Consider the following 20,824-nt stretch of genomic DNA (forward strand, 5'->3'; position numbering starts at 1 on the left):
GTGAAAACCATTCTTAAAAGAGTGGTTTTTTTGTTTTTAATTATACTTTTGAATGTCTATTTTAGACAAACTTTTTTAGGATAATAAAAGACAATCGAATTATAATAAAATATGAATATTCAGGATTCCATACAAGCTTTAAGAGATGAACTAAACGTGCATAATTACAATTATTATGTACTTGATAATGCTACAATATCAGATTATGAATTTGATTTGAAATTAAAGCAACTTCAGGAATTAGAAGATCAGCATCCAGAATTTTTTGATGAAAATTCACCAACTCAACGAGTAGGAGGAACAGTAACCAAAAACTTCCAGACAGTAGCTCATGAATATCGTATGTATTCATTAGATAATTCATATTCAAAAGAAGATTTGGTCGATTGGGAAACCAGAGTTCAAAAAGTATTAGGAAACGTTGATTTACAATATACTTGCGAATTAAAATACGATGGAGCTTCGATAAGTATTACTTACGAAAACGGAAAATTAAAACGTGCAGTTACTCGAGGAGATGGATTTCAGGGAGATGATGTAACCAATAATATCAAAACCATAAAATCGATTCCGTTACAATTAAAAGGAAATTATCCACCAGTTTTTGCAATTCGTGGCGAAATAATTTTGCCATTTGCAGGATTCGAAAAAATGAATCAGGATTTAATCGAAATAGGAGAAACACCCTATTCAAACCCAAGAAACACAGCTTCAGGAAGTTTAAAATTACAAGATAGCGCTGAGGTTGCCAAAAGACCATTAGAGTGCTTACTTTATTTTGTAACGGGTAATAATTTACCTTTCTCCTCACAGTATGAAGGACTAGAACTAGCAAGAAAATGGGGATTTAAAGTACCTGTCGAAGCTAAACTGGCTAACAATTTACAAGAAGTATTTGACTTTATAGATTATTGGGATGTGCATCGTCATGAGTTACCTTATGAAACTGATGGAGTAGTAATAAAAGTAAATAGTATTCAGCACCAGGAAGAGTTAGGTTATACATCTAAATCACCTCGTTGGGCAATTGCATATAAATTTAAATCAGAGCAGGTTTCGACCAAATTAAACTCGATTTCGTACCAAGTAGGTAGAACAGGGGCAATTACGCCAGTAGCAAATCTAGAGCCAGTACAATTGGCAGGAACAATTGTAAAACGAGCTTCTTTGCATAATGCCGATCAAATAGAAAAATTAGACATTAGAATAAATGATACCGTTTTTGTAGAAAAAGGAGGGGAAATCATTCCGAAAATCATCGCAGTCGATTTAACACAACGTCCAGCAGATGCAGAATCTACAAAATACATTACACATTGTCCAGAATGTAATACAGAGTTAGTTAGGTCAGAAGGAGAAGCAAATCATTATTGCCCTAATTTTTACGGATGTCCACCACAGATTATAGGTAGAATCCAGCATTATATTTCAAGAAAAGCAATGGATATTGAAGGACTTGGAGGAGAAACCGTAGCGTTACTTTTTAATAATGGATTAGTTCATAATTACGCCGATTTATATGAGTTAACCGTAGAGCAGATTTTACCTTTAGATAGAATGGCTCAAAAATCGGCAGAAAACCTTGTAAAAGGAGTAGAGAATTCTAAAAAAATCCCATTCGAGAGTGTTTTGTTTGCACTCGGAATCCGATTTGTAGGAGAAACAGTAGCCAAAAAATTGGCTAAACATTACAAGAATATTGACGCATTGAGCCAAGCCACTTTAATGGATTTAGTTTTGGTAGATGAAATAGGAGAGCGTATTGCAAAAAGCGTGATAGAATTTTTTGAGAACGATGAAAATAAGAGCATCATTGAACGCTTAAAAAGTTACGGAGTGCAATTTGAGATTGTCGAAAAAATCAATCCAAATGCAACTACCAAATTTGAAGGAAAAACTTTTGTAGTTTCGGGTGTTTTCTCTAAATTTTCAAGAGATGATATCAAAAAAACTATCGAAGATAATGGAGGTAAAGTAGGAAGTTCAATTTCTGCCAAAACTGATTTTGTTGTTGCCGGTGAAAATATGGGGCCAGCTAAATTAGAAAAAGCTAATAAATTGAATATCCCTATAATTTCAGAAGATGATTTTATAACCAAATTAAATGAAAGCTAACACACCGTCATTAATTCTTTACTTCTTAGCATTAACATTAACAATTATCTTTGATTTCTTAGAGCAAGATTTTATTGGTATGTACGCAAAGGCAATAGTAGTGCCTTCAATATTTATATATTATCTTATTACAACCAATTATAAGATAAGTATAATTCAGGGATTTATTTTTGCACTTTGTTTTATTGGAGAAGTATTTAATTTAATGGAGGTAGAGGCTTCAGAGTTGGGTTCACTCTTCTCTTTTTTATTAGTCTATTTGTTATTGCTAAGATTAATAATAGAAGATTATCGAAAAATAAAATTAAGAAAAAACGACTATTTGCCAGTAGCAATAGTCGTTTTATTTATTATATACCTTTTAGTATCTGTTCTTGGGTTACAATACGAGAAAGTAGGTCAGAACCATTTTATTTATACCATATACGGTATCGTATTGAGTGTGTTGGGCTGTGTCTCATTTATTAGTTATATAACCAAAGGTACGTATCTCACCCTTTTAGTAACGTTGATGACAACTTGCTTTATCTTCTCAGACATCTTTTTTATTTTTAACCAATCCTTTGATCATTCAGTAGTATTGGCCTTAATAAGAGATACGACCCAAATGTTGTCCTATTATTTTATGGTAAAATATTTTATCCAAAAAAGAATCGAGAATATTCGGGTTAGACAATAATAGATTTTCCTTGAGCCGATTTTGTTTTATCATTATTAAGATAAAAGTCAATTCTTCCTAAATTAATCCCGTAACATCCTACCTGATTAACTAAGACATCTTCACCAGCTTTATTTTTTACAACAGTAGGCTTATCAAGAAAAGTATGCGTGTGTCCACCAATAATCAAATCGATATCCTGAGTTAGTTCAGCTAGTTTTAAATCACAGATTTTAGCTGCATCATCACGATATTTATAACCCAAATGTGATAAACAAATTACTAAATCACATTTTTGTTCTTTCTTAAGAATTCGAACCATATCGGTAGCTGTTTCTACAGGATCATTGTAAACAGTTTCCTTATACATTAATTTATCTACCAAGCCATCAAGCTGAATTCCTAAACCAAAAACACCTATTTTAATGCCATCTTTATTAAAAATCTTGTACGGTTTTACAAGACCATCCATTACAGTATTTTTAAAATCATAGTTAGAAGAGATAAACTCAAATTTAGCATGAGGCATTTGTGCATATAATCCATCTAAACCATTATCAAAATCATGATTACCAATTGTAGACGCATCATATTTCATCATGCTCATTAGTTTAAACTCCAGTTCACCACCATAATAATTAAAGTAAGGAGTTCCCTGAAAAATATCTCCGGCATCTAATAAAAGAACGTTTGGATTTTCTTTACGAATTACATCAATCAAAGCAGCACGTCTAGATACACCACCCATGTTTGCATTACGAGGATCATCAGCAGGAAAAGGGTCAATATGACTGTGAACATCATTGGTATGTAATATAGTTATGTGTTTTACATTTGATGATGTAAAACTGCTCATAGATAAACCCAAACTCAATAATGCTGTACTAGCAGCGGTTTTTTCAATAAAATCTCTTCTTTTCATTTTAATTTATTTTGCGGTAAAACGCTTGAACCCAAAGCTCTTAAATATTTTTTTAATTGTTTATCTTATTCTTGTGTTACTCGGACATCATTAGGAACCGGAATTGTATCAACAGATTTAAAATAATCAATAAGAATGTCTCGTAGTTTGTAATTTAAATCATATTTCTGAACACTCTTTTTAAAGAAGTTCATATTGTCACCACCATTTGCTAAGTAATCATTTGTAGCAACATAATAAATTTTGTCTTTTTCGACAGGTTTACCTTGAACTAAAACATTCGTAGCAGTATTGTTCTTAGTTATAGTAAAAGTCATCCCAGAAAGAGGATGAGGTTTCTTTTCACCAATAAAATAAGTAACCATTTCTAGCACCTGTTCTCCTTTTAGAGCCATAACAACTAGACTGTTTTCAAAAGGCATAATTTCAAATGCATTTCTGGCAGTAACATTCCCTTTAGGAAGAATTGCTCGAATCCCACCATGATTAAGAAAACAAATATCAAGATCTTTTTTCTCTCTGGCTTTAAAAACTAAATTCCCTCTTTGCAGGCATACATCAGCCATTAAGTTACCAATAGTTGTTTGCCATTTACCAGTACTTTTGTCCAGTGTTTGAGGACAATAAGCAAGCACACTATCTAAATCTTTATTAATGTGCTCTCTGTAAGGCTTAATAAAATTCTCAATCTCGGGAGTTTGATTTTGAGTACTTGTAATAGGAATTAGTTTACCCTCAATTTTTGAAACTTGATAAGTTTGTTTGCTACATGAAACTCCAAAAAAAAGTGTTAAGAATATAACAAAAAGTTTTAAAAATCCGTTATACTTTTTTAGTTTTACCATCTTAAATGCGACTTAAATAATTAATTTTGTAATCTAGTAAAAGTACTATGTTTTTAAATTATACAAAGGTTTTTTTTGTAAAAAAATCGTTAAAGAAAAATCTTAATAATGTAAAAAACGGTGCATTTACTAATGATATACAAAAGGTTGGTTTACTTATAGATGAAAGTCATTTTTCAGAAAAAGAAGCTTTACTAGCCGAATTGGTATCAAAAGGAATTGAGAAAAAGAACATCAAAATTATTGTTTATAAAGACAAATTCAATAAAAAAGAGACGTATTCTTGTCCAACTTTTGGGATTGATCATCTTAATTGGAATGGAAAGATTGCCGAAGGATTTTTAAAAGACTTTGTAAACGAAAAATTCGATTTATTAATAAGTTATTATGATATCGAAAAAGTAATGCTGATGCTTGTAACACAAAATTCGAATGCCAGGTTCAAAGTTGGTTTTGCATCAATTGATAAAAGATTAAATCGATTGATGATTGATACCAACGTTCGGGAATATAAAATTTTCGTGAATGAATTATTTAAATATTTAAAAAACATTAAACCAAATACAATCTAATATGCAATCATTAATAGGAACAGGCGTTGCACTAGTAACTCCTTTTAAAGAAGATTTTTCAATTGATACAGAAGCATTACAAAGAATAGTTAATTTTTCTGTAGATGGAGGAGTTGAATATCTTGTAGTTATGGGTACAACTGCAGAAAACGCAACATTAACTCAAGACGAAAAGGAACTTGTTATCACTACAGTTATTAATGCAAATAAAGGAAGATTACCTTTAGTATTAGGAGTAGGAGGAAATAATACAATGCAAATTGTTGAAGAATTAAAAACTAGAGATTTTTCAGCTTTTGAAGCTATATTGTCAGTGTCACCTTATTATAACAGACCTACCCAAGAAGGGATTTATCAGCATTTTAAGGCTATTGCCGAGGCATCACCAATACCAGTAATATTATATAATGTTCCAGGAAGAACATCTAGCAATATGTTGCCATCAACAGTTATACGTTTAGCAAATGATTTTGCAAATGTTGTTGCAATAAAAGAAGCTGCAGGAGATTTGGTACAAGCAATGCAATTGCTTAAAAATAAACCAAGTGATTTTCTCGTTATATCAGGAGATGATATGATTGCTTTGTCAATAATTTTGGCAGGAGGTTCAGGTGTTATATCAGTTATTGGGCAAGGTTTTCCAAAAGAATTTTCAGAAATGATTCGTTTAGGATTGAATAGAAAAGTAAATGAAGCATTTAAAACACAATACTTTTTATCAGATTGTATTGATATGATTTTTGAGCAAGGGAATCCAGCAGGAATAAAACAAGTGTTTAAATCACTTGGTATTGCTGAGAATGTTGTGAGATTACCGCTTGTTGCAGCCGATGAATCACTTGCAAATCGCATTGATGAATTTGTTAAAAAAAGCATTAAATAAAAATAAAAAACGAGGTATTTTATTATACCAAAAAATATTTTGTAGTAGCTAAATTAATAACTAAATTTGCCACCGAAACTTCGGTGTGGTTTTACTTGGATATAAACATCCTGGGAATCATAATAAAAGTAAAAAAATGAAAAAAATAATATCTGTATTGTTTGTAGTTGTTCTTTTTTGTTCTTGTAGTGATTATCAAAAAGCACTAAAAAATGATGATGTAGCAGCAAAATTTGAAATTGCAACAAAAATGTACGATGCCGGAAAGTATACTAAAGCAATTCGTTTGTTTGAGCAACTTGCAGCATCATATAGAGGAAAGCCTCAGGCAGAGAAATTATTTTATATGTTTTCTCAATCCTATTATAAAACAAAACAGTATTATTTAGCTGGATATCAATTCGAGAGTTTTGTTTCTGGATATCCAAGAAGTGAAAAAGTAGAAGAGGCAGCTTATTTAGGAGCAAAAAGTTATTCGATGTTGTCACCAGTATATAGTTTAGATCAAACAGATACTAATAAAGCTATCGATAAGTTACAGGCTTTTATAGATAATTATCCAAATTCACAATATATAGTAGAGGCAAATGCAAGTCTTAAAGCATTAACTACTAAATTGGAGAAAAAAGCATATGAAAATGCAAAAGGATATAATACTATCTCAGATTTTAAATCGGCGATAGTAGCATTTGATAATTTTGTTGGAGAGTATCCTGGAACAGAATTTAAAGAAGATGCATTGTATTATAAATTTGATTCAGCATATCAGTTAGCAATTAACAGTATTTCAGCTAAAATGGAAGACCGTTTAAAAGTAGCTAAAACTGCATATTCTAATTTAATGAAATATAAAAGTGATACTCATTACAAAGTGAAAGCTGATGAGATGAATGAGAGAGTTGAAAAAGAGTTACAAAATTTTACTAAATAAAATAAAGTCATGGATTTAAAAAAGACGAATGCTCCAGTAAATACAATTACCTACAATAAAACGGTTATTGAAGAGCCTACAGGTAATGTGTATGAGGCAATAACTATTATGGCTAAAAGAGCAAATCAAATTAATTCTGAAATTAAAAAGGAATTGACTGAAAAGTTAGAAGAATTTGCTACCTATAATGACAGTCTTGAAGAAGTTTTCGAAAACAAAGAACAAATCGAAGTTTCTAAATTTTACGAAAAATTGCCTAAACCACACGCTTTAGCAGTTCAAGAGTGGTTAGACGGTAAAACATACCACAGAAATTCAAATAAATAATACAGTACCATGTCAGTTTTAAACGGTAAGAAAATTTTACTAGGAGTTTCTGGTGGAATTGCAGCCTATAAAACAGCATCATTAGTACGACTTTTTATAAAAGCAGGTGCCGAGATTCAAGTAATCATGACACCTGCTTCTAAGGATTTTGTAACGCCACTTACGTTATCAACCTTATCTAAAAATCCTGTACATTCTTCTTTCTTTAATCAAGAAGATGAAAATGAAAAATGGAACAATCATGTCGAATTAGGACTTTGGGCCGATTTGATGATTATTGCTCCAGCTACCGCAAATACAATGTCAAAAATGGCAAACGGTACTTGCGATAATCTATTGATAGCAGCTTATTTATCGGCAAAATGTCCAATTTACTTTGCACCAGCAATGGATTTGGATATGTATAAACATCCCTCAACGTTAGCGAGTTTTTCGTTATTAAAACAGTTCGGAAATACTATTATTCCTGCTGAAAGTGGAGAGTTGGCTAGTGGTTTGTCTGGAGAAGGTCGTATGGCAGAACCAGAAAATATAATTGCATTTTTAGAAGCTGATTTAGAAAGTAAATTACCTCTTAAAGGGAAAAAGTTTTTAATCACAGCTGGTCCAACATACGAAGCAATAGATCCAGTACGTTTTATAGGAAACCATTCCTCAGGAAAAATGGGGTTTGATATTGCATCAGAAGCAGCAAACTTAGGAGCTTCGGTTATTCTTGTTGCAGGACCTACAAATTGTAAAGTTACAAACGCATCAGTAAAAGTAATTTCGGTAACATCAGCACAAGAAATGTATGATGCATGTCATGAATATTTCTCAGATGTAGATGTTGCAATTGCAGCAGCAGCAGTTGCGGATTATAGACCGAAAATAGTTGCATCGCAAAAAATAAAGAAAGCTTCAGAAGATTTTACAATTGAGCTGGAAAAAACAAAAGATATCTTATTGTCATTAGGGGAAATAAAGAAAAAACAATTTTTAATTGGATTTGCTTTAGAGACTGAAAATGAAATTGAGAATGCAAAGCTGAAAATTCAGAAAAAAAACTTAGATTTGATAGTTCTAAATTCTTTACAGGATAAAGGAGCAGGTTTTGGTGGGGGAACTAACAAAGTTACCTTTATTGATAGGGCTTTTGCCATCGAACCAATGGAATTAAAATCCAAAGAAGCAGTTGCAACTGATATTTTAAATAAGGTGATAAAGCATTTTCATGAATAAAATACTTACTTTTTTGTTGTTTTTAACTTTTGGCCTTACGCAGGCGCAACAGTTAAATTGTACGGTAACCGTAAACTCACAAATGCTTCCTAATGCCAATCAGCAAGTTTTTAAAACATTGCAGACAGCATTGAGCGAATTTGTAAACAATACAGATTGGACAGGGAGTTTGCTAAAGCAAAATGAAAAAATAAACTGTTCGATGTATATTACAATTACATCAAATAACTCAGATCAGTTTTCGGGTACAATACAAATACAATCCTCTCGATTAATTTATAATTCTACTTACTCATCTCCAGTATTCAATTTTAATGATAAGGATTTAAGTTTTAGATATACAGAATTTGAAAATTTATTATACAATCCAAATGTTTTCGAATCAAATCTTGTTTCTATAATGACTTTTTATAGCTACATGATTTTAGGAATGGATGCTGATACTTTTATGCCAGCATTAGGAAATCCTTTTTTCGAGACTGCTCAAAGTATTGCCAATGTAGCTCAACAAGGAGGATACAAAGGCTGGAGTCAGGCTGATGGAGTACAAAATCGTTATTTCTTAATTAACGATATGCTTTCGCCAACATATAATGACTTAAGACAATGTGTTTATGGGTATCATACTGGTTTAGACGTAATGAATCAGGATTTAAAGCTAGCCAAAGAAAAAATTAAAACTTCGTTATCGCTTATAGGAAAACTAAATGCAACGAAACCAAATGCTTTTTTAACGCGTGTCTTTTTTGATGCTAAATCAGATGAAATTGTATCTATATTTACAGGAGGGCCAAGTGTTCCTATAGCTGATTTAGTAGAGAATTTAAATAGAGTTTCGCCAATGAACTCTGCTAAATGGTCGCAGATTAAATTTTAAGCATTCTTATTAAGATTGCTTATTTCCAAAACTTATATTACAAAAAAGAGATATGATTACTTCATTGTCAATAAAAAATTATGCACTGATTGAAAAATTATCAATTGATTTTTCAAAAGGCTTTTCTATAATTACTGGTGAAACAGGAGCTGGAAAGTCGATAATATTGGGTGCATTAGGCTTAGTTTTAGGTAAAAGAGCCGATTTGACTTCATTGAAAAATAAAGAAGAAAAATGTGTAATCGAAGCACATTTTAAAATTTCTAAATACAATCTGGAAGCTTTTTTTGAAGCTAATGATTTAGATTATGAAGAAGATACTATAATAAGACGCGAAATCTTGCCTTCGGGAAAATCACGTGCTTTTATAAATGATAGTCCAGTAAATCTTCAGGAATTGCAAGAGTTGAGTTTGTATTTAATAGATATTCATTCACAACAACAAACCCAGGAACTTTCAGAAGAGAGTGTACAATTTCAGATTATTGATGCAATTGCTGATAATTTTGGTGTTATTACAGATTATCAAAATGTTTTAAAGAAATATAAGTCAGATAAAACAAAGCTGAATTCCCTTCTTAAAAAACAAAGCGAATCGGCTAAAGAGCAAGAATACAATACCTTTCTTTTAAATGAATTAGTTGCTGCGCAATTAAAATCGGGACAACAAGAAGAGCTGGAAGAAGAATTTGAAAAACTTAACAATGTTGAGATTATCAAAGAATCATTAGATAAATCTTTGGCTATAGCCAATGAAGAACAATTTGGAGTAATCCAGAATCTTAATGAAATAAAAGCTTCTTTACATAAAATTGCTACTTTCTCGACGGAATATGGAGCTTTATTTGAAAGAATAACGAGTCTGGCAATAGAGTTTGATGACGTTTCGGGTGAATTGCAAAAAGCATCAGAGAAATTGCTGAACGATCCGGCTCAGCTTGATTTTATCAGTCAGAAATTGCAGGTTATTTATAATTTACAAAAAAAGCATCAAGTTGCTTCGGTTGATGATTTAATCGAAATTCAAACTAAACTAGAAAATTCAGTTCTGGAATTAGGTAATATCGAAGAAGAAATAGCAAAATTAACCACTTCGATTGAGCGAAAAACAATTGAATTGGATGCTTTCGCAAATAAAATTCACGAAAACAGAATTGCTGCAATACCATTATTGTCAGATAAATTAATAACAATTTTAGAAACATTAGGAATGCCAAATGTTCGTTTTAAAATTGATATTAATTTTGGAGAAACATACTTCCCGAACGGAAAAGATGAACTTCAGTTTTTATTTTCCGCAAACAAAGGAACCGATTTTGGGTTACTTAAAAAAGTTGCTTCAGGAGGGGAAATGTCACGTATAATGCTTGCAGTAAAAGCAATTTTGGCACAATACTCTAAATTGCCAACATTAATTTTTGATGAAATCGATACAGGAGTTTCAGGAGAAATAGCAGTTAGGATGGGAGAGATAATGAAAGAGATGAGTCAGCAAATGCAAATCTTCGCAATAACTCATTTACCGCAGATAGCGGCAAAGGGAGAGTCTCATTTTAAGGTATTTAAGTCAACAGTAGATGATGATACACAATCAGAATTAAAGCTTCTGTCACAAGAAGAACGAGTAATGGAAATTGCTCAAATGTTGTCAGGTTCAGTCGTTTCAGATTCGGCTTTAAATCATGCTAAAGCCTTGCTTAACTAAAAAAATGGATTATATTTGTCAATCAAAATAAACGGTCTTGCCAAGTAAAAAACGGTAGTTAAATACCATCATTTTATAAAATAAAAATAAAAAACAGTTCCAAAATTATGATTATAGAACCAAGAATGAGAGGATTCATTTGTTTGACATCACACCCAAAAGGATGCGAGCAAAATGTAAAAAATCAAATAGAATATATAAAATCTAAAGGACCAATTGAAGGTGCTAAAAAAGTATTAGTAATTGGAGCATCAACAGGTTTTGGATTGGCTTCTAGAATTACAAGTGCATTTGGATCTAATGCCGCTACAATTGGAGTGTTTTTTGAAAAACCACCAGTTGAAGGAAAAACAGCTTCTCCAGGATGGTATAACTCAGCAGCTTTTGAAACAGAAGCTCACAAAGCAGGATTATATGCAAAAAGTATCAATGGTGATGCTTTTTCTAACGAAGTAAAACAACAAACATTAGACTTGATTAAAGCTGATTTAGGTCAGATTGATTTAGTTATTTATAGCTTAGCTTCTCCAGTTCGTTTGCACCCTGTTACAGGAGTGTTGCATCGTTCAGTTTTAAAACCAATCGGAAGTACGTTTACTAATAAAACTGTTGATTTTCATACAGGAAATGTAACAGAGGTTTCTATCGAACCATGTACAGAAGAAGAGATTGCTAACACTGTTGCAGTAATGGGCGGTGAAGATTGGTCAATGTGGATGGATGCATTGAAAAAAGAAAACCTATTAGCTCCAGGAGCTACAACAGTTGCTTATTCTTATATTGGGCCATCTTTAACAGAGGCAGTTTACCGTAAAGGAACTATCGGTCGTGCTAAAGATGATTTAGAAGCTACAGCATTTGCTATTACAGATAGTTTAAAAGATTTAGACGGAAAAGCATACGTTTCAGTAAATAAAGCATTAGTTACACAAGCAAGTTCTGCAATTCCAGTTATTCCATTATATATCTCATTATTGTACAAAATTATGAAAGCCGAAGGTCTTCATGAAGGATGTATCGAGCAAATTCAGCGTTTGTTCCAAGACAGATTATATACAGGAAAACCAATTCCTACAGACGAAAAAGGAAGAATCCGTATCGACGATTGGGAAATGCGTGAAGATGTTCAGGAAAAAGTAGCTAAGTTATGGTTGGAAGCAACTACAGAAACATTGCCGGCAATTGGTGATTTGGCTGGATACAGAAACGACTTCTTAAACTTATTCGGATTTGAATTTGAAGGAGTAGATTACAAAGCAGACACAAACGAAGTAGTTGGGATAGAAAGTATCAAATAATCCAACTGAATTTATATAATTATTTAAAACCATCAACCCAAAGTTGGTGGTTTTTTTATGGATATAACTTATCTTTGTTAAAATTTTACAGTTAAAACAAATACTACCTTAATACCGCATACCTAATTATGGTGTTTTCTTTAATTATACCAGTGTATAATCGTCCTGACGAAGTTGATGAGCTATTAGAAAGCTTATTATTATCTGAATATAAAGAGCCTTTTGAAATCGTACTTGTAGAAGATGGTTCAACATTGCCATGCGATGACATAGTTCAGAAATATCAAGGAAAATTAAATATTTCCTATTATTTTAAAGAAAATTCAGGACCTGGAGATTCCAGAAATTTTGGAATGCGTAAAGCATTAGGAGATTACTTTATCATTTTTGATTCAGATTGTATTATCCCACCCGATTATTTATCAGAAGTTGATAAAGCACTAAGAGAAGATTATGTAGATTGTTTTGGTGGTCCGGATAAAGCATTGGCTAGTTTTTCAAATATTCAGAAAGCAATTAATTTTGCCATGACATCTTTCCTTACAACAGGAGGGATAAGAGGAGGTTCAGAGAAAATAGGCAAGTTCCAGCCGCGTAGCTTTAATATGGGATTATCTAGAAAAGGATTTGAAGCATCAAAAGGATTTGGTAACATTCACCCTGGCGAAGACCCAGATCTATCAATACGTTTATGGAATTTAGGTTTCGAAACCAGACTTTTCTCTAAAGCTTACGTATATCATAAACGAAGAATCGATTGGGATAAATTTTCGATTCAGGTAAATAAATTTGGAAAAGCCAGACCAATACTTAATAGTTGGTATCCCCAATATAATAAACTTACTTTTTTCTTTCCAACTTGTTTTATTTTGGGACTTGTTTTGGCGGTTATTATATTGCTGTTTTTCAATATTGATATATTATTACAGTTGTATTTTGTTTATTTTGTCATGATTTTTATAGTATCGACAATTCAAAATAAGAGTTTAAAAATTGGATTTTTATCAGTTATTGCAGTTTGGAAGCAATTTTATGGTTACGGAATTGGGTTTTTAGAATCATTTATTAAGATAATAATCTTAAAGAAAAAACCACAAGAAGCATTTCCTGGATTATTTTTTAAGATTTAATATGACAAAAGTAATAGGCTTAACAGGAGGTATTGGTAGTGGTAAAACTACCATAGCAGGGTATTTTAATGAAATGGGAATTCCTGTTTATATTGCCGATGATGAGGCTAAAAAAGTCATGCAATCCGATGAAATAATTGCCGCTATTCGTGAAACTTTTGGTGCTGAAATTTTTGATAATAATACATTAAATAGAGCCAAATTGGCTGATATTGTTTTTAATAATGCAGATAAATTAGCATTACTCAATGCAATTGTACATCCTGCTGTAAAAACGGATTTTGAGAATTGGTTACTAAAGCATAAAAAAGAGCCCTATATAATTTACGAAGCAGCAATTTTGTTTGAAAGCGGACGTTATAAAGAATGTGACATTATAATTACGGTTACCGCACCCCAGGAAACCAGAATTGAGAGGGTAATGAATCGCGATAAAACTACTCGCGAACATGTTTTAAAAAGGATGAATATGCAATGGAACGATGAACAGCGTTTTGCTAATAGTAATTATATTATTCATAATTTGAATCTTAAAATTGCGAAGCAAGAAGTTGTTAAAATTCTTAAAATTTTAGATATTAAACAAAATCACTCTTAAATGTTAATATTTGGTTAATGTATTATTTAGTATATTGTTAAAATATTAATTTTGTTTCGATGAATAAATTGTTTTTTAGAATTCTTGTTTTATTGATGAGCTTATCCTTAATAGGGATAATTCTTGTTCAGGTATATTGGTTTACTTCTTCGTTTAAAAATAATGACGAACAGTTTAAGTTTCATGTTAAACAAGTTATTGGAAATGTAGCCGATAAGCTACAACAGCAAGAAGCTTATAGTTTTTATGATAAATACAATCATTATAAAGATAGTACAGGTAAAGTACCACAAAAAAATGATTTGTTAGAATTTTATTACGTTCAAAAAAATCCTAGAACAAATAAAACAATTGTATATTCAAATAGTATTATATCAGAAGATTATAATATAAATGGCTCGTTCTTTGATAAGAAATTTAGTAGCGAAAGGTTTAAGAATTTTAATTCTAAGCGTACAACCGAAGTTTATAATAATAACAGTATAGATAATTCGTTGCAACAAAGCATAATACCAGATGTAAAGATTGAGAAATCAGGAAATCTGGATGTTTTAGATAACGCGCAATTTGAGATATTCTTTAAAGACATTGCTTCGGCAATGCCAATTAACGAAAGGATCACCAAAGAGAAGCTGCAAAAGCTGCTGAAAAAAGAATTAGAAGAGTACGGTGTAAAAACAAAATTCGAGTTTGGAATTTATAGTAGCGGTATTGCTACCAAAATTAAATCGGATGGGTTTAAATATGATAAAGAATCAACCTACTCGATACCAATTTTTGCAGATAATGAAGGGAATAACAAATATGAGTTATCGGTAACATTTCCTCACAAGAAGAAATTTTTACTATCAGAGTTAGTAAGTATAACCATATTGTCAATCATATTTACACTTATTATTATAATTGCATATACAAGTGCATTGAATCAGTTAATACGTCAGAAACATATATCTGAAATTAAAACAGATTTTATAAACAATATGACGCATGAGTTTAAAACTCCAATTGCAACAATAAATCTGGCTTTGGATGCCATTAAAAATCCTAAAATAATTGAAGATAAAGAGAAGGTCTTTAGGTACCTTCAGATGATACGGGACGAGAATAAACGAATGCACGCTCAGGTTGAGAATGTATTACGAATCTCTAAATTAGAGAAAAGTGAATTGGATATCAACAAAGAACCGACCGAAATCCATGGGATTATCGATGATGCAATTGAGCATGTAAGTTTGATTCTTGAGGATAGACAAGGTACTATTACAAATCATTACGATGCAGCCAGAGCGACAGCATTAATTAATGAAGTACATTTTACCAACGTCTTAGTTAATATCTTAGAGAATGCTATAAAGTATTCGCCAGGTATTCCTAAAATAGAAATTTTTACAGAGAACATTAAAGATATGATTCTTATAAAAGTAAAAGATAATGGGTTAGGAATGAGTAAAGTGGCTCAAAAAAGAGTTTTTGAGAAATTTTACAGAGAACACACGGGAGATTTACATAATGTTAAAGGCCACGGATTGGGCTTATCATATGTAAAAAGGATAGTAGAAGACCATAATGGTCAAGTTTACGTAGAAAGTGAAAAAGGGAAAGGTAGTACCTTTATAATAAAAATACCACTAATAAATTAAAATATGGAAAATATCAATAAAAGAATTCTTTTAGTAGAAGATGACCTTAATTTTGGTGCAGTTCTTAAAGACTATTTAATGCTAAATGACTTTGAAGTTACATTGGCAAAAAACGGAATGGAAGGCTTCGAGAAATTCAAGAAAGACGTATACGACTTATGTATTCTTGATGTCATGATGCCATATAAGGACGGATATACATTAGCAAAAGAAATCAGAGAGAAAAATAGCGAAGTGCCTATTATCTTTTTAACAGCAAAATCTATGAAAGAGGATGTGTTAAAAGGGTATAAAGCAGGAGCAGATGATTATTTGAATAAGCCATTTGATTCAGAAGTATTATTAATGAAAATCAAAGCGATTATTCAAAGAAAATCTTCAGATACTAAAGCTGAGCAAGTTCAGTTTGAGTTTAACATTGGTAAATTTCATTTAAATTCAAAACTTAGATTTTTAACTTTTGAAAATGAAGAGCCAATAAAGTTATCTCCAAAAGAAAACGAATTATTGAAAATGTTAATCCTTCATGAAAATGATTTAATGCCAAGAGAATTAGCATTAACAAAAATTTGGAGAGATGATAATTACTTTACTTCAAGAAGTATGGACGTTTATATCGCCAAACTTAGAAAGTATCTTAAACCAGACGAAGATGTTGAAATTCTTAACATCCACGGTGAAGGTTTTAGACTAGTTGTTAAAAACAAAGTAACTGCATAAAAAAAAAGCTTCGAGAAATCGGAGCTTTTTTTTTGTAACTATTTCCTGCTTTCCGTTACAAGATTTTTCATAAAAAAGGCATTTCCTATGATTAAAAACTAGCTTCCGTTGGTCGCTGTTTTTATTCAGGAAATGTTTTTTTTTATTTCAAAATGCTTTTCACTACAATCAGGGTTAAGAGATGTTTATTTAAAATAGAATATGAAGATTTTAATTGATAATTCTGCAAGGTTTTTTAACCTTGCAGGATATTAAAATGTTAGTTCTGAAAACCTTATTTCTTCCAGTTAAGTTGTAATGCGAAGCAAGATTTATCGCCTTTTGTAATACTAAAAGTTGAATTGTCTTCAGTTTCACTTTCGTGTATTACAACAGCATCATTTAAGGATAATTCTTTTAGGAAATTCATTTCGAAACTTTCGATTTCCTGATTCAGAATATGTTTTGGGTCAACGTGATCTAAACACCATTCTAAGTATTTTACATTATTGGCATGATTTACAATATCTAAATCGGATAGATAAACAGTTTTTTCAAAAACTGATTCTTTTTCTGGATTGATATTAATTTTAGAGAAACCTTCTTTTGTGGCTCTGTTATCTGGATATAACTCAAAATGGTCATAAGGAAGTGCTAATCCTTCAGGGCGACGTGCTTTTGTATTAAAAACTGCCCAGAATGTCTCGCTGCCAATTATTTTTTTGCCGTTTACATACATTTCTAATGCACGAACAGAACGGGAATTTTCCAGACTGTTAATCCATGTTTTTACCGTTACTACATCTTGCCATTTTGGTAATGCAGTAACTTCTACACGCATGCGGCTTAAAACCCAAGCTTGATCGAATTCCTGCATATCTGTAAAACTAATTCCTCCAACTTCTGAGTGGGCTGCGGCTGTTAGTTGTAAAAGATTGCACATATCGGTATATTTTAAATATCCATTTGGTGTGCATTGTGTAAAATTGATTTCCCAGTCTTTGCTTAATACAGACGTGAAATTTGGAGAGATTGGCATGAGTCCTTTATCTTATTTTTTTATACTTTCTTCGATGAAGTTTATTATCTCATTTTTTGGAGTGAGATAATCAAACCATTTTGTGTTTTCATTGCGTTTGAACCAAGTTAACTGACGTTTTGCAAAGCGTCGGGTGTTTTTCTTGATTTCTTCGATTGCAAAGGGCAACGTGAATTCTTCATCAAAATAACTAAATAATTCCCGATATCCGACTGTTTGTAGCGCATTTAACGCTTTGTTAGGATAAAGGCTTTGTGCTTCGTTTAGCAAACCTTGGTTAAGCATTATATCAACACGTTGGTTTATTCGGTCGTAAATTACAGCTCTGTCAGCTTCTAAACCAATTAAGACAGGAGTGAAGTTTCGATTATTCTTTTTCTGATTTAAAAACGATGAATATGGCTTTCCTGTTCCTAAACAAACTTCGACAAAGCGCATCATTCGTTGCGGATTTTGTAATGTCTGAGGATTTTCGATAGTTAGTTTATCGTAATAAGCAGTATCTGATTTTTTTAATTGCTCTTGTAGATACAAAATTCCGTTTTGTTCATATTCTAGCGCTACTTTTTCGCGAATTGCAGTATCAATTTCGGGAAATTCATCAAACCCTTTTAATACAGCATCTACATATAATCCGGAGCCACCTACAAGAATTACGTAATCATTGTGTTGGAATAGTTCTTCTAACTTGGAAATGGCTTCTTTTTCGTAATCGCCTACGGTATAGTTTTCGAAAATAGATATGTTCTGGATAAAATGATGTTTAGCGGCCTGTAGTTCGTCTTGATTGGGTACGGCTGTACCAATTGTCATTTCTTTGAAAAACTGACGGCTATCGCACGATATTATCTCGCACTTAAAATGTTGTGCCAAAGCAATACTTAAGGCAGTTTTACCTATAGCTGTTGGTCCGACGATGGTGATTAAGTATTTCATATTTTTTAGCCCAGATGGAAACGTAAACCCCGGACTTAGATTTGTTTATTTTTTTTGGTATAAAAGAGCGACTGAAGCTCCTTTTATGCCTTAAAAAAAATACGAATGTAAGGAGGAGTTGTAGTGCACAGCTGGAAATGGCTTCATAAATTAATTATCGGGTAATGTTTCGCCGCATTCATAGCAATATTTTGCATTATCAAAATGAACTTGGGAATTGCATTTTAGACATTTCTTTTTTGTGCTGATAGAGTTGCTTTTCAGGCTGCTTTTGGCAAATTCGGCTGTAACGATTCCGGTAGGAACCGCAATGATTCCGTAACCCATAATCATAACCAATGAGGCTAAAAATTGTCCTATTGGCGATGCAGGCGAGATATCACCATAACCTACGGTTGTTAGGGTTACAATTGCCCAGTAAATACCCATTGGGATGCTGGTAAAGCCGCTTTCTTTGCCTTCGACTACGTACATTAATGAGCCAATAATTACTGCACTAATAACTACAAAATAGATGAATACAAGGATTTTTTCTTTACTGGCTTCCATTGCTTCGCGAAGCTGTATGGATTGCTGTGAGATTTGTGGGATATGTAAAATCTTAAACAATCGGAAGAAACGTAGCACCCTCACAATTGTTAAAACATTTGTAGCAGGAAAAAATATAGATAAATACATGGGTAATATCGCCATTAAATCGATGATTCCATAAAAGCTAAAAACATATTTTATGGGTTTTTGTATCGAAATAATACGTAGAATGAACTCTATGGTAAAGAATACGGTGATTATCCATTCGCAAATAAGAAGTTGTGTATGGTATCTTTGATTGATTCCTTCTACGGTATCCATCATAACCAATAATACGCTTAGTAAAATAAGTCCTAGAAGTACCAAATCGAACAAGCGCCCTAAAACGGTATTGGTACCATAAAGGATGATTTGGGTTTTTTGCCTAAAAAGGTCGTATTTGGATTTTATTCTTGACATATCTGCGAAGATACTGAAAGTTAATATGTATTAAAAATGAATTACTTTTAATGATTTGCTTTTTCTCATGTAATTCTGAATTATGCTTTTGGCATCACGATTGTTTTGCATCGGAATTATGATATTTTTCAGGATTTCGATGTTGGTAATTTGATAGTTTAAATCGTAAAAAGCATAGCCTTTATAAACACCATTTTCTATTAATACTGCGCTGCGCTCGTTTACAGTTCGCCCACGGTCTATTAAAATCATGTTTTTGTTTTCGAAACTATAATCGGTAATAAAATTTTGAACTCTTGCATTATATTTTTCGGGAGTGATTTCTCCGATACAGGCACCGTCGCATTCTTTTATTTTATATTGAAAACATTCTTTCTTAGTGAGATATAAACCAGTCAGTTTTTGGCACAATTTGTATTTATCGGTGATAAAAAACAAAGCGTTTTTTCCTTCTTGTAAACTTCCGTAAGAGGTGATTTCTTTTTTGCGTCCGTCGGTTTTCTGAAGTTTTAAGTTTAGGTAACCGTTTTTGTCTTTTTCGGCGTATAATGAAAGCGGAAAAATAGTTTTTTTCTGCGAACGATTGTATTTGGGTTTATTGACTTTTATTTCTTCACTTTCTTTTAAAAGCGCAATAAGTTCGCTTCCTGTTTCATCATAAGTTACTGTAAATACTTCGGCTTGGATTTTTTTACTTTTGGTATTTGTTCCTGTAAAATGCTGATTGATGCGTTTTTTTATGTTTCGACTTTTGCCAATGTATATTAAATTTCCGCTTTCGTTATGAATGTAGTATACACCTGTTTTTGTAGGTGCTTGCGCTATAATATCTAATAATTTTGGTGCAATTCCTTTTTCGACTTCGAGTTTTATGAAGTCCTTTATAATTGTTTTTTCGGTATCTTTTTCAAGAAGCATTTTGAACAACTTTACTGTTGCCATTGCATCACCATTGGCACGATGTCTGTCGGCCATTGGAATTCCTAGTGCGCGAACTAGTTTTCCTAAGCTATAAGAAGGTTGTTCTGGAATTAATTTTTTGGCAAGTTCGACTGTACAAAGCGTTTTGGCTTCGAAATCATATCCTAAACGGCGAAATTCGGTGCGTAAGATTCTGTAATCAAAAGAGGCGTTATGTGCTACGATAACACAATCGGAAGTGATTTCTATAATTCGTTTAGCAACTTCAAAAAACTTTGGTGCTGAACGTAACATTGCATTACTAATACCTGTAAGTTTTACAACAAATGGCTGAATGGGAATTTCCGGGTTCACCAGACTAATGAATTGATCGACTACTTCATGACCATCAAATTTATAGATGGCAATTTCGGTAATTCCTTCTTCATTAAACTGTCCTCCAGTTGTTTCTATGTCTAGTATTGCGTACATTATCAATGTCAATTTCAAAAATCAATTTCAATATCAAAGTCAATAA

20 protein-coding genes are annotated in these 20,824 nt (G+C 32.1%); 14 read left to right on the top strand and 6 right to left on the bottom strand.

Annotated elements, in window-relative coordinates:
- The first annotated feature begins 111 nt into the window (after positions 1–111).
- A complete protein-coding gene (ligA, locus tag SHI72_RS05085; RefSeq protein WP_323489254.1) occupies positions 112–2,115 on the top strand; it encodes an NAD-dependent DNA ligase LigA in 2,004 nt (667 codons plus the stop codon).
- Entirely contained in the window at positions 2,105–2,794 is a 690-nt protein-coding gene (locus SHI72_RS05090; RefSeq protein WP_039113079.1) for a lysoplasmalogenase family protein, read from the top strand. Before ligA ends, SHI72_RS05090 begins: the two co-directional genes overlap by 11 nt.
- On the opposite strand, the gene SHI72_RS05095 is transcribed toward SHI72_RS05090, so the two are convergent.
- Positions 2,784–3,695, bottom strand: coding sequence for a bifunctional metallophosphatase/5'-nucleotidase (locus SHI72_RS05095; RefSeq protein ID WP_039113078.1), 912 nt, complete (start codon positions 3,693–3,695; stop codon positions 2,784–2,786). The genes SHI72_RS05090 and SHI72_RS05095 overlap by 11 nt on opposite strands.
- A gap of 65 nt (positions 3,696–3,760) precedes the next feature.
- Positions 3,761–4,540 carry a 5'-nucleotidase gene (locus SHI72_RS05100; protein ID WP_323489255.1) on the bottom strand — a complete coding sequence of 260 codons (780 nt, stop codon included), beginning with the start codon at positions 4,538–4,540 and terminating at the stop codon, positions 3,761–3,763.
- Positions 4,541–4,587: 47 nt separating this feature from the next.
- Here SHI72_RS05100 and SHI72_RS05105 point away from each other — a divergent pair, with 47 nt between their 5' ends.
- The 12 genes from SHI72_RS05105 (at position 4,588) to SHI72_RS05160 (ending at position 16,442) form a co-directional block, all read left to right on the top strand.
- Entirely contained in the window at positions 4,588–5,112 is a 525-nt protein-coding gene (locus tag SHI72_RS05105; protein ID WP_039113076.1) for a DUF6913 domain-containing protein, read from the top strand.
- 1 nt (position 5,113) lies between these two features.
- On the top strand, positions 5,114–5,995 hold the full coding sequence (gene dapA / locus SHI72_RS05110) for a 4-hydroxy-tetrahydrodipicolinate synthase (RefSeq protein WP_323489256.1): 882 nt from the start codon (positions 5,114–5,116) through the stop codon (positions 5,993–5,995).
- Between the two features lie 136 nt (positions 5,996–6,131).
- Positions 6,132–6,926: an outer membrane protein assembly factor BamD gene (locus SHI72_RS05115; RefSeq protein ID WP_039113093.1), complete on the top strand. Its 795-nt coding sequence runs from the start codon at positions 6,132–6,134 to the stop codon at positions 6,924–6,926.
- Positions 6,927–6,935: 9 nt separating this feature from the next.
- Positions 6,936–7,253 carry a DNA-directed RNA polymerase subunit omega gene (locus tag SHI72_RS05120; RefSeq protein WP_012025451.1) on the top strand — a complete coding sequence of 106 codons (318 nt, stop codon included), beginning with the start codon at positions 6,936–6,938 and terminating at the stop codon, positions 7,251–7,253.
- A gap of 9 nt (positions 7,254–7,262) precedes the next feature.
- Entirely contained in the window at positions 7,263–8,474 is a 1,212-nt protein-coding gene (gene coaBC, locus SHI72_RS05125) for a bifunctional phosphopantothenoylcysteine decarboxylase/phosphopantothenate--cysteine ligase CoaBC (protein WP_323489257.1), read from the top strand.
- Positions 8,467–9,351 (top strand): DUF4835 family protein, encoded by an 885-nt coding sequence (locus SHI72_RS05130; RefSeq protein WP_039113073.1) that lies wholly within the window; start codon positions 8,467–8,469, stop codon positions 9,349–9,351. Before coaBC ends, SHI72_RS05130 begins: the two co-directional genes overlap by 8 nt.
- A gap of 52 nt (positions 9,352–9,403) precedes the next feature.
- On the top strand, positions 9,404–11,056 hold the full coding sequence (gene recN, locus SHI72_RS05135; RefSeq protein WP_323489258.1) for a DNA repair protein RecN: 1,653 nt from the start codon (positions 9,404–9,406) through the stop codon (positions 11,054–11,056).
- Positions 11,057–11,163: 107 nt separating this feature from the next.
- On the top strand, positions 11,164–12,354 hold the full coding sequence (gene fabV, locus SHI72_RS05140; RefSeq protein ID WP_323489259.1) for an enoyl-ACP reductase FabV: 1,191 nt from the start codon (positions 11,164–11,166) through the stop codon (positions 12,352–12,354).
- A gap of 128 nt (positions 12,355–12,482) precedes the next feature.
- Entirely contained in the window at positions 12,483–13,484 is a 1,002-nt protein-coding gene (locus SHI72_RS05145; protein ID WP_323489260.1) for a glycosyltransferase, read from the top strand.
- A gap of 1 nt (position 13,485) precedes the next feature.
- The gene (coaE, locus tag SHI72_RS05150; protein ID WP_323489261.1) at positions 13,486–14,082 is read left to right on the top strand and encodes a dephospho-CoA kinase; all 597 of its coding nucleotides are present in this window, start codon (positions 13,486–13,488) and stop codon (positions 14,080–14,082) included.
- A 59-nt stretch (positions 14,083–14,141) separates the two neighbouring features.
- A complete protein-coding gene (locus tag SHI72_RS05155) occupies positions 14,142–15,722 on the top strand; it encodes a sensor histidine kinase (protein WP_035620893.1) in 1,581 nt (526 codons plus the stop codon).
- A 3-nt stretch (positions 15,723–15,725) separates the two neighbouring features.
- Positions 15,726–16,442, top strand: a complete 717-nt coding sequence (locus SHI72_RS05160; protein ID WP_035620894.1) for a response regulator transcription factor — start codon at positions 15,726–15,728, stop codon at positions 16,440–16,442.
- A gap of 274 nt (positions 16,443–16,716) precedes the next feature.
- Here SHI72_RS05160 and SHI72_RS05165 read toward each other — a convergent pair whose 3' ends face one another.
- The 4 genes from SHI72_RS05165 to SHI72_RS05180 form a co-directional block, all read right to left on the bottom strand.
- Positions 16,717–17,460, bottom strand: coding sequence for an acyl-[acyl-carrier-protein] thioesterase (locus SHI72_RS05165; RefSeq protein ID WP_039113068.1), 744 nt, complete (start codon positions 17,458–17,460; stop codon positions 16,717–16,719).
- 12 nt (positions 17,461–17,472) lie between these two features.
- Complete coding sequence (gene miaA / locus SHI72_RS05170; RefSeq protein ID WP_323489262.1) at positions 17,473–18,396, bottom strand: tRNA (adenosine(37)-N6)-dimethylallyltransferase MiaA; 924 nt, start codon at positions 18,394–18,396, stop codon at positions 17,473–17,475.
- 150 nt (positions 18,397–18,546) lie between these two features.
- Positions 18,547–19,386, bottom strand: coding sequence for an ion transporter (locus tag SHI72_RS05175; protein ID WP_039113066.1), 840 nt, complete (start codon positions 19,384–19,386; stop codon positions 18,547–18,549).
- Positions 19,387–19,416: 30 nt separating this feature from the next.
- Complete coding sequence (locus SHI72_RS05180) at positions 19,417–20,778, bottom strand: exonuclease domain-containing protein (RefSeq protein ID WP_323489263.1); 1,362 nt, start codon at positions 20,776–20,778, stop codon at positions 19,417–19,419.
- Between the last annotated feature and the right edge of the window lie 46 nt (positions 20,779–20,824).

Source organism: Flavobacterium sp. PL02, assembly GCF_035013205.1.
GTDB lineage: Bacteria > Bacteroidota > Bacteroidia > Flavobacteriales > Flavobacteriaceae > Flavobacterium.

Bases quoted from the DNA above. Each gene is read 5' to 3' on its own strand.
- SHI72_RS05180 (WP_323489263.1), bottom strand. From the start codon at position 20,778: ATGTACGCAATACTAGACATAGAAACAACTGGAGGACAGTTTAATGAA.
- coaE (WP_323489261.1), top strand. From the start codon at position 13,486: ATGACAAAAGTAATAGGCTTAACAGGAGGTATTGGTAGTGGTAAAACT.
- recN (WP_323489258.1), top strand. From the start codon at position 9,404: ATGATTACTTCATTGTCAATAAAAAATTATGCACTGATTGAAAAATTA.
- miaA (WP_323489262.1), bottom strand. From the start codon at position 18,396: ATGAAATACTTAATCACCATCGTCGGACCAACAGCTATAGGTAAAACT.
- dapA (WP_323489256.1), top strand. From the start codon at position 5,114: ATGCAATCATTAATAGGAACAGGCGTTGCACTAGTAACTCCTTTTAAA.
- ligA (WP_323489254.1), top strand. From the start codon at position 112: ATGAATATTCAGGATTCCATACAAGCTTTAAGAGATGAACTAAACGTG.
- coaBC (WP_323489257.1), top strand. From the start codon at position 7,263: ATGTCAGTTTTAAACGGTAAGAAAATTTTACTAGGAGTTTCTGGTGGA.
- SHI72_RS05160 (WP_035620894.1), top strand. From the start codon at position 15,726: ATGGAAAATATCAATAAAAGAATTCTTTTAGTAGAAGATGACCTTAAT.
- SHI72_RS05165 (WP_039113068.1), bottom strand. From the start codon at position 17,460: ATGCCAATCTCTCCAAATTTCACGTCTGTATTAAGCAAAGACTGGGAA.
- fabV (WP_323489259.1), top strand. From the start codon at position 11,164: ATGATTATAGAACCAAGAATGAGAGGATTCATTTGTTTGACATCACAC.
- SHI72_RS05095 (WP_039113078.1), bottom strand. From the start codon at position 3,695: ATGAAAAGAAGAGATTTTATTGAAAAAACCGCTGCTAGTACAGCATTA.
- SHI72_RS05105 (WP_039113076.1), top strand. From the start codon at position 4,588: ATGTTTTTAAATTATACAAAGGTTTTTTTTGTAAAAAAATCGTTAAAG.
- SHI72_RS05120 (WP_012025451.1), top strand. From the start codon at position 6,936: ATGGATTTAAAAAAGACGAATGCTCCAGTAAATACAATTACCTACAAT.
- SHI72_RS05155 (WP_035620893.1), top strand. From the start codon at position 14,142: ATGAATAAATTGTTTTTTAGAATTCTTGTTTTATTGATGAGCTTATCC.
- SHI72_RS05100 (WP_323489255.1), bottom strand. From the start codon at position 4,540: ATGGTAAAACTAAAAAAGTATAACGGATTTTTAAAACTTTTTGTTATA.
- SHI72_RS05090 (WP_039113079.1), top strand. From the start codon at position 2,105: ATGAAAGCTAACACACCGTCATTAATTCTTTACTTCTTAGCATTAACA.
- SHI72_RS05145 (WP_323489260.1), top strand. From the start codon at position 12,483: ATGGTGTTTTCTTTAATTATACCAGTGTATAATCGTCCTGACGAAGTT.
- SHI72_RS05175 (WP_039113066.1), bottom strand. From the start codon at position 19,386: ATGTCAAGAATAAAATCCAAATACGACCTTTTTAGGCAAAAAACCCAA.
- SHI72_RS05115 (WP_039113093.1), top strand. From the start codon at position 6,132: ATGAAAAAAATAATATCTGTATTGTTTGTAGTTGTTCTTTTTTGTTCT.
- SHI72_RS05130 (WP_039113073.1), top strand. From the start codon at position 8,467: ATGAATAAAATACTTACTTTTTTGTTGTTTTTAACTTTTGGCCTTACG.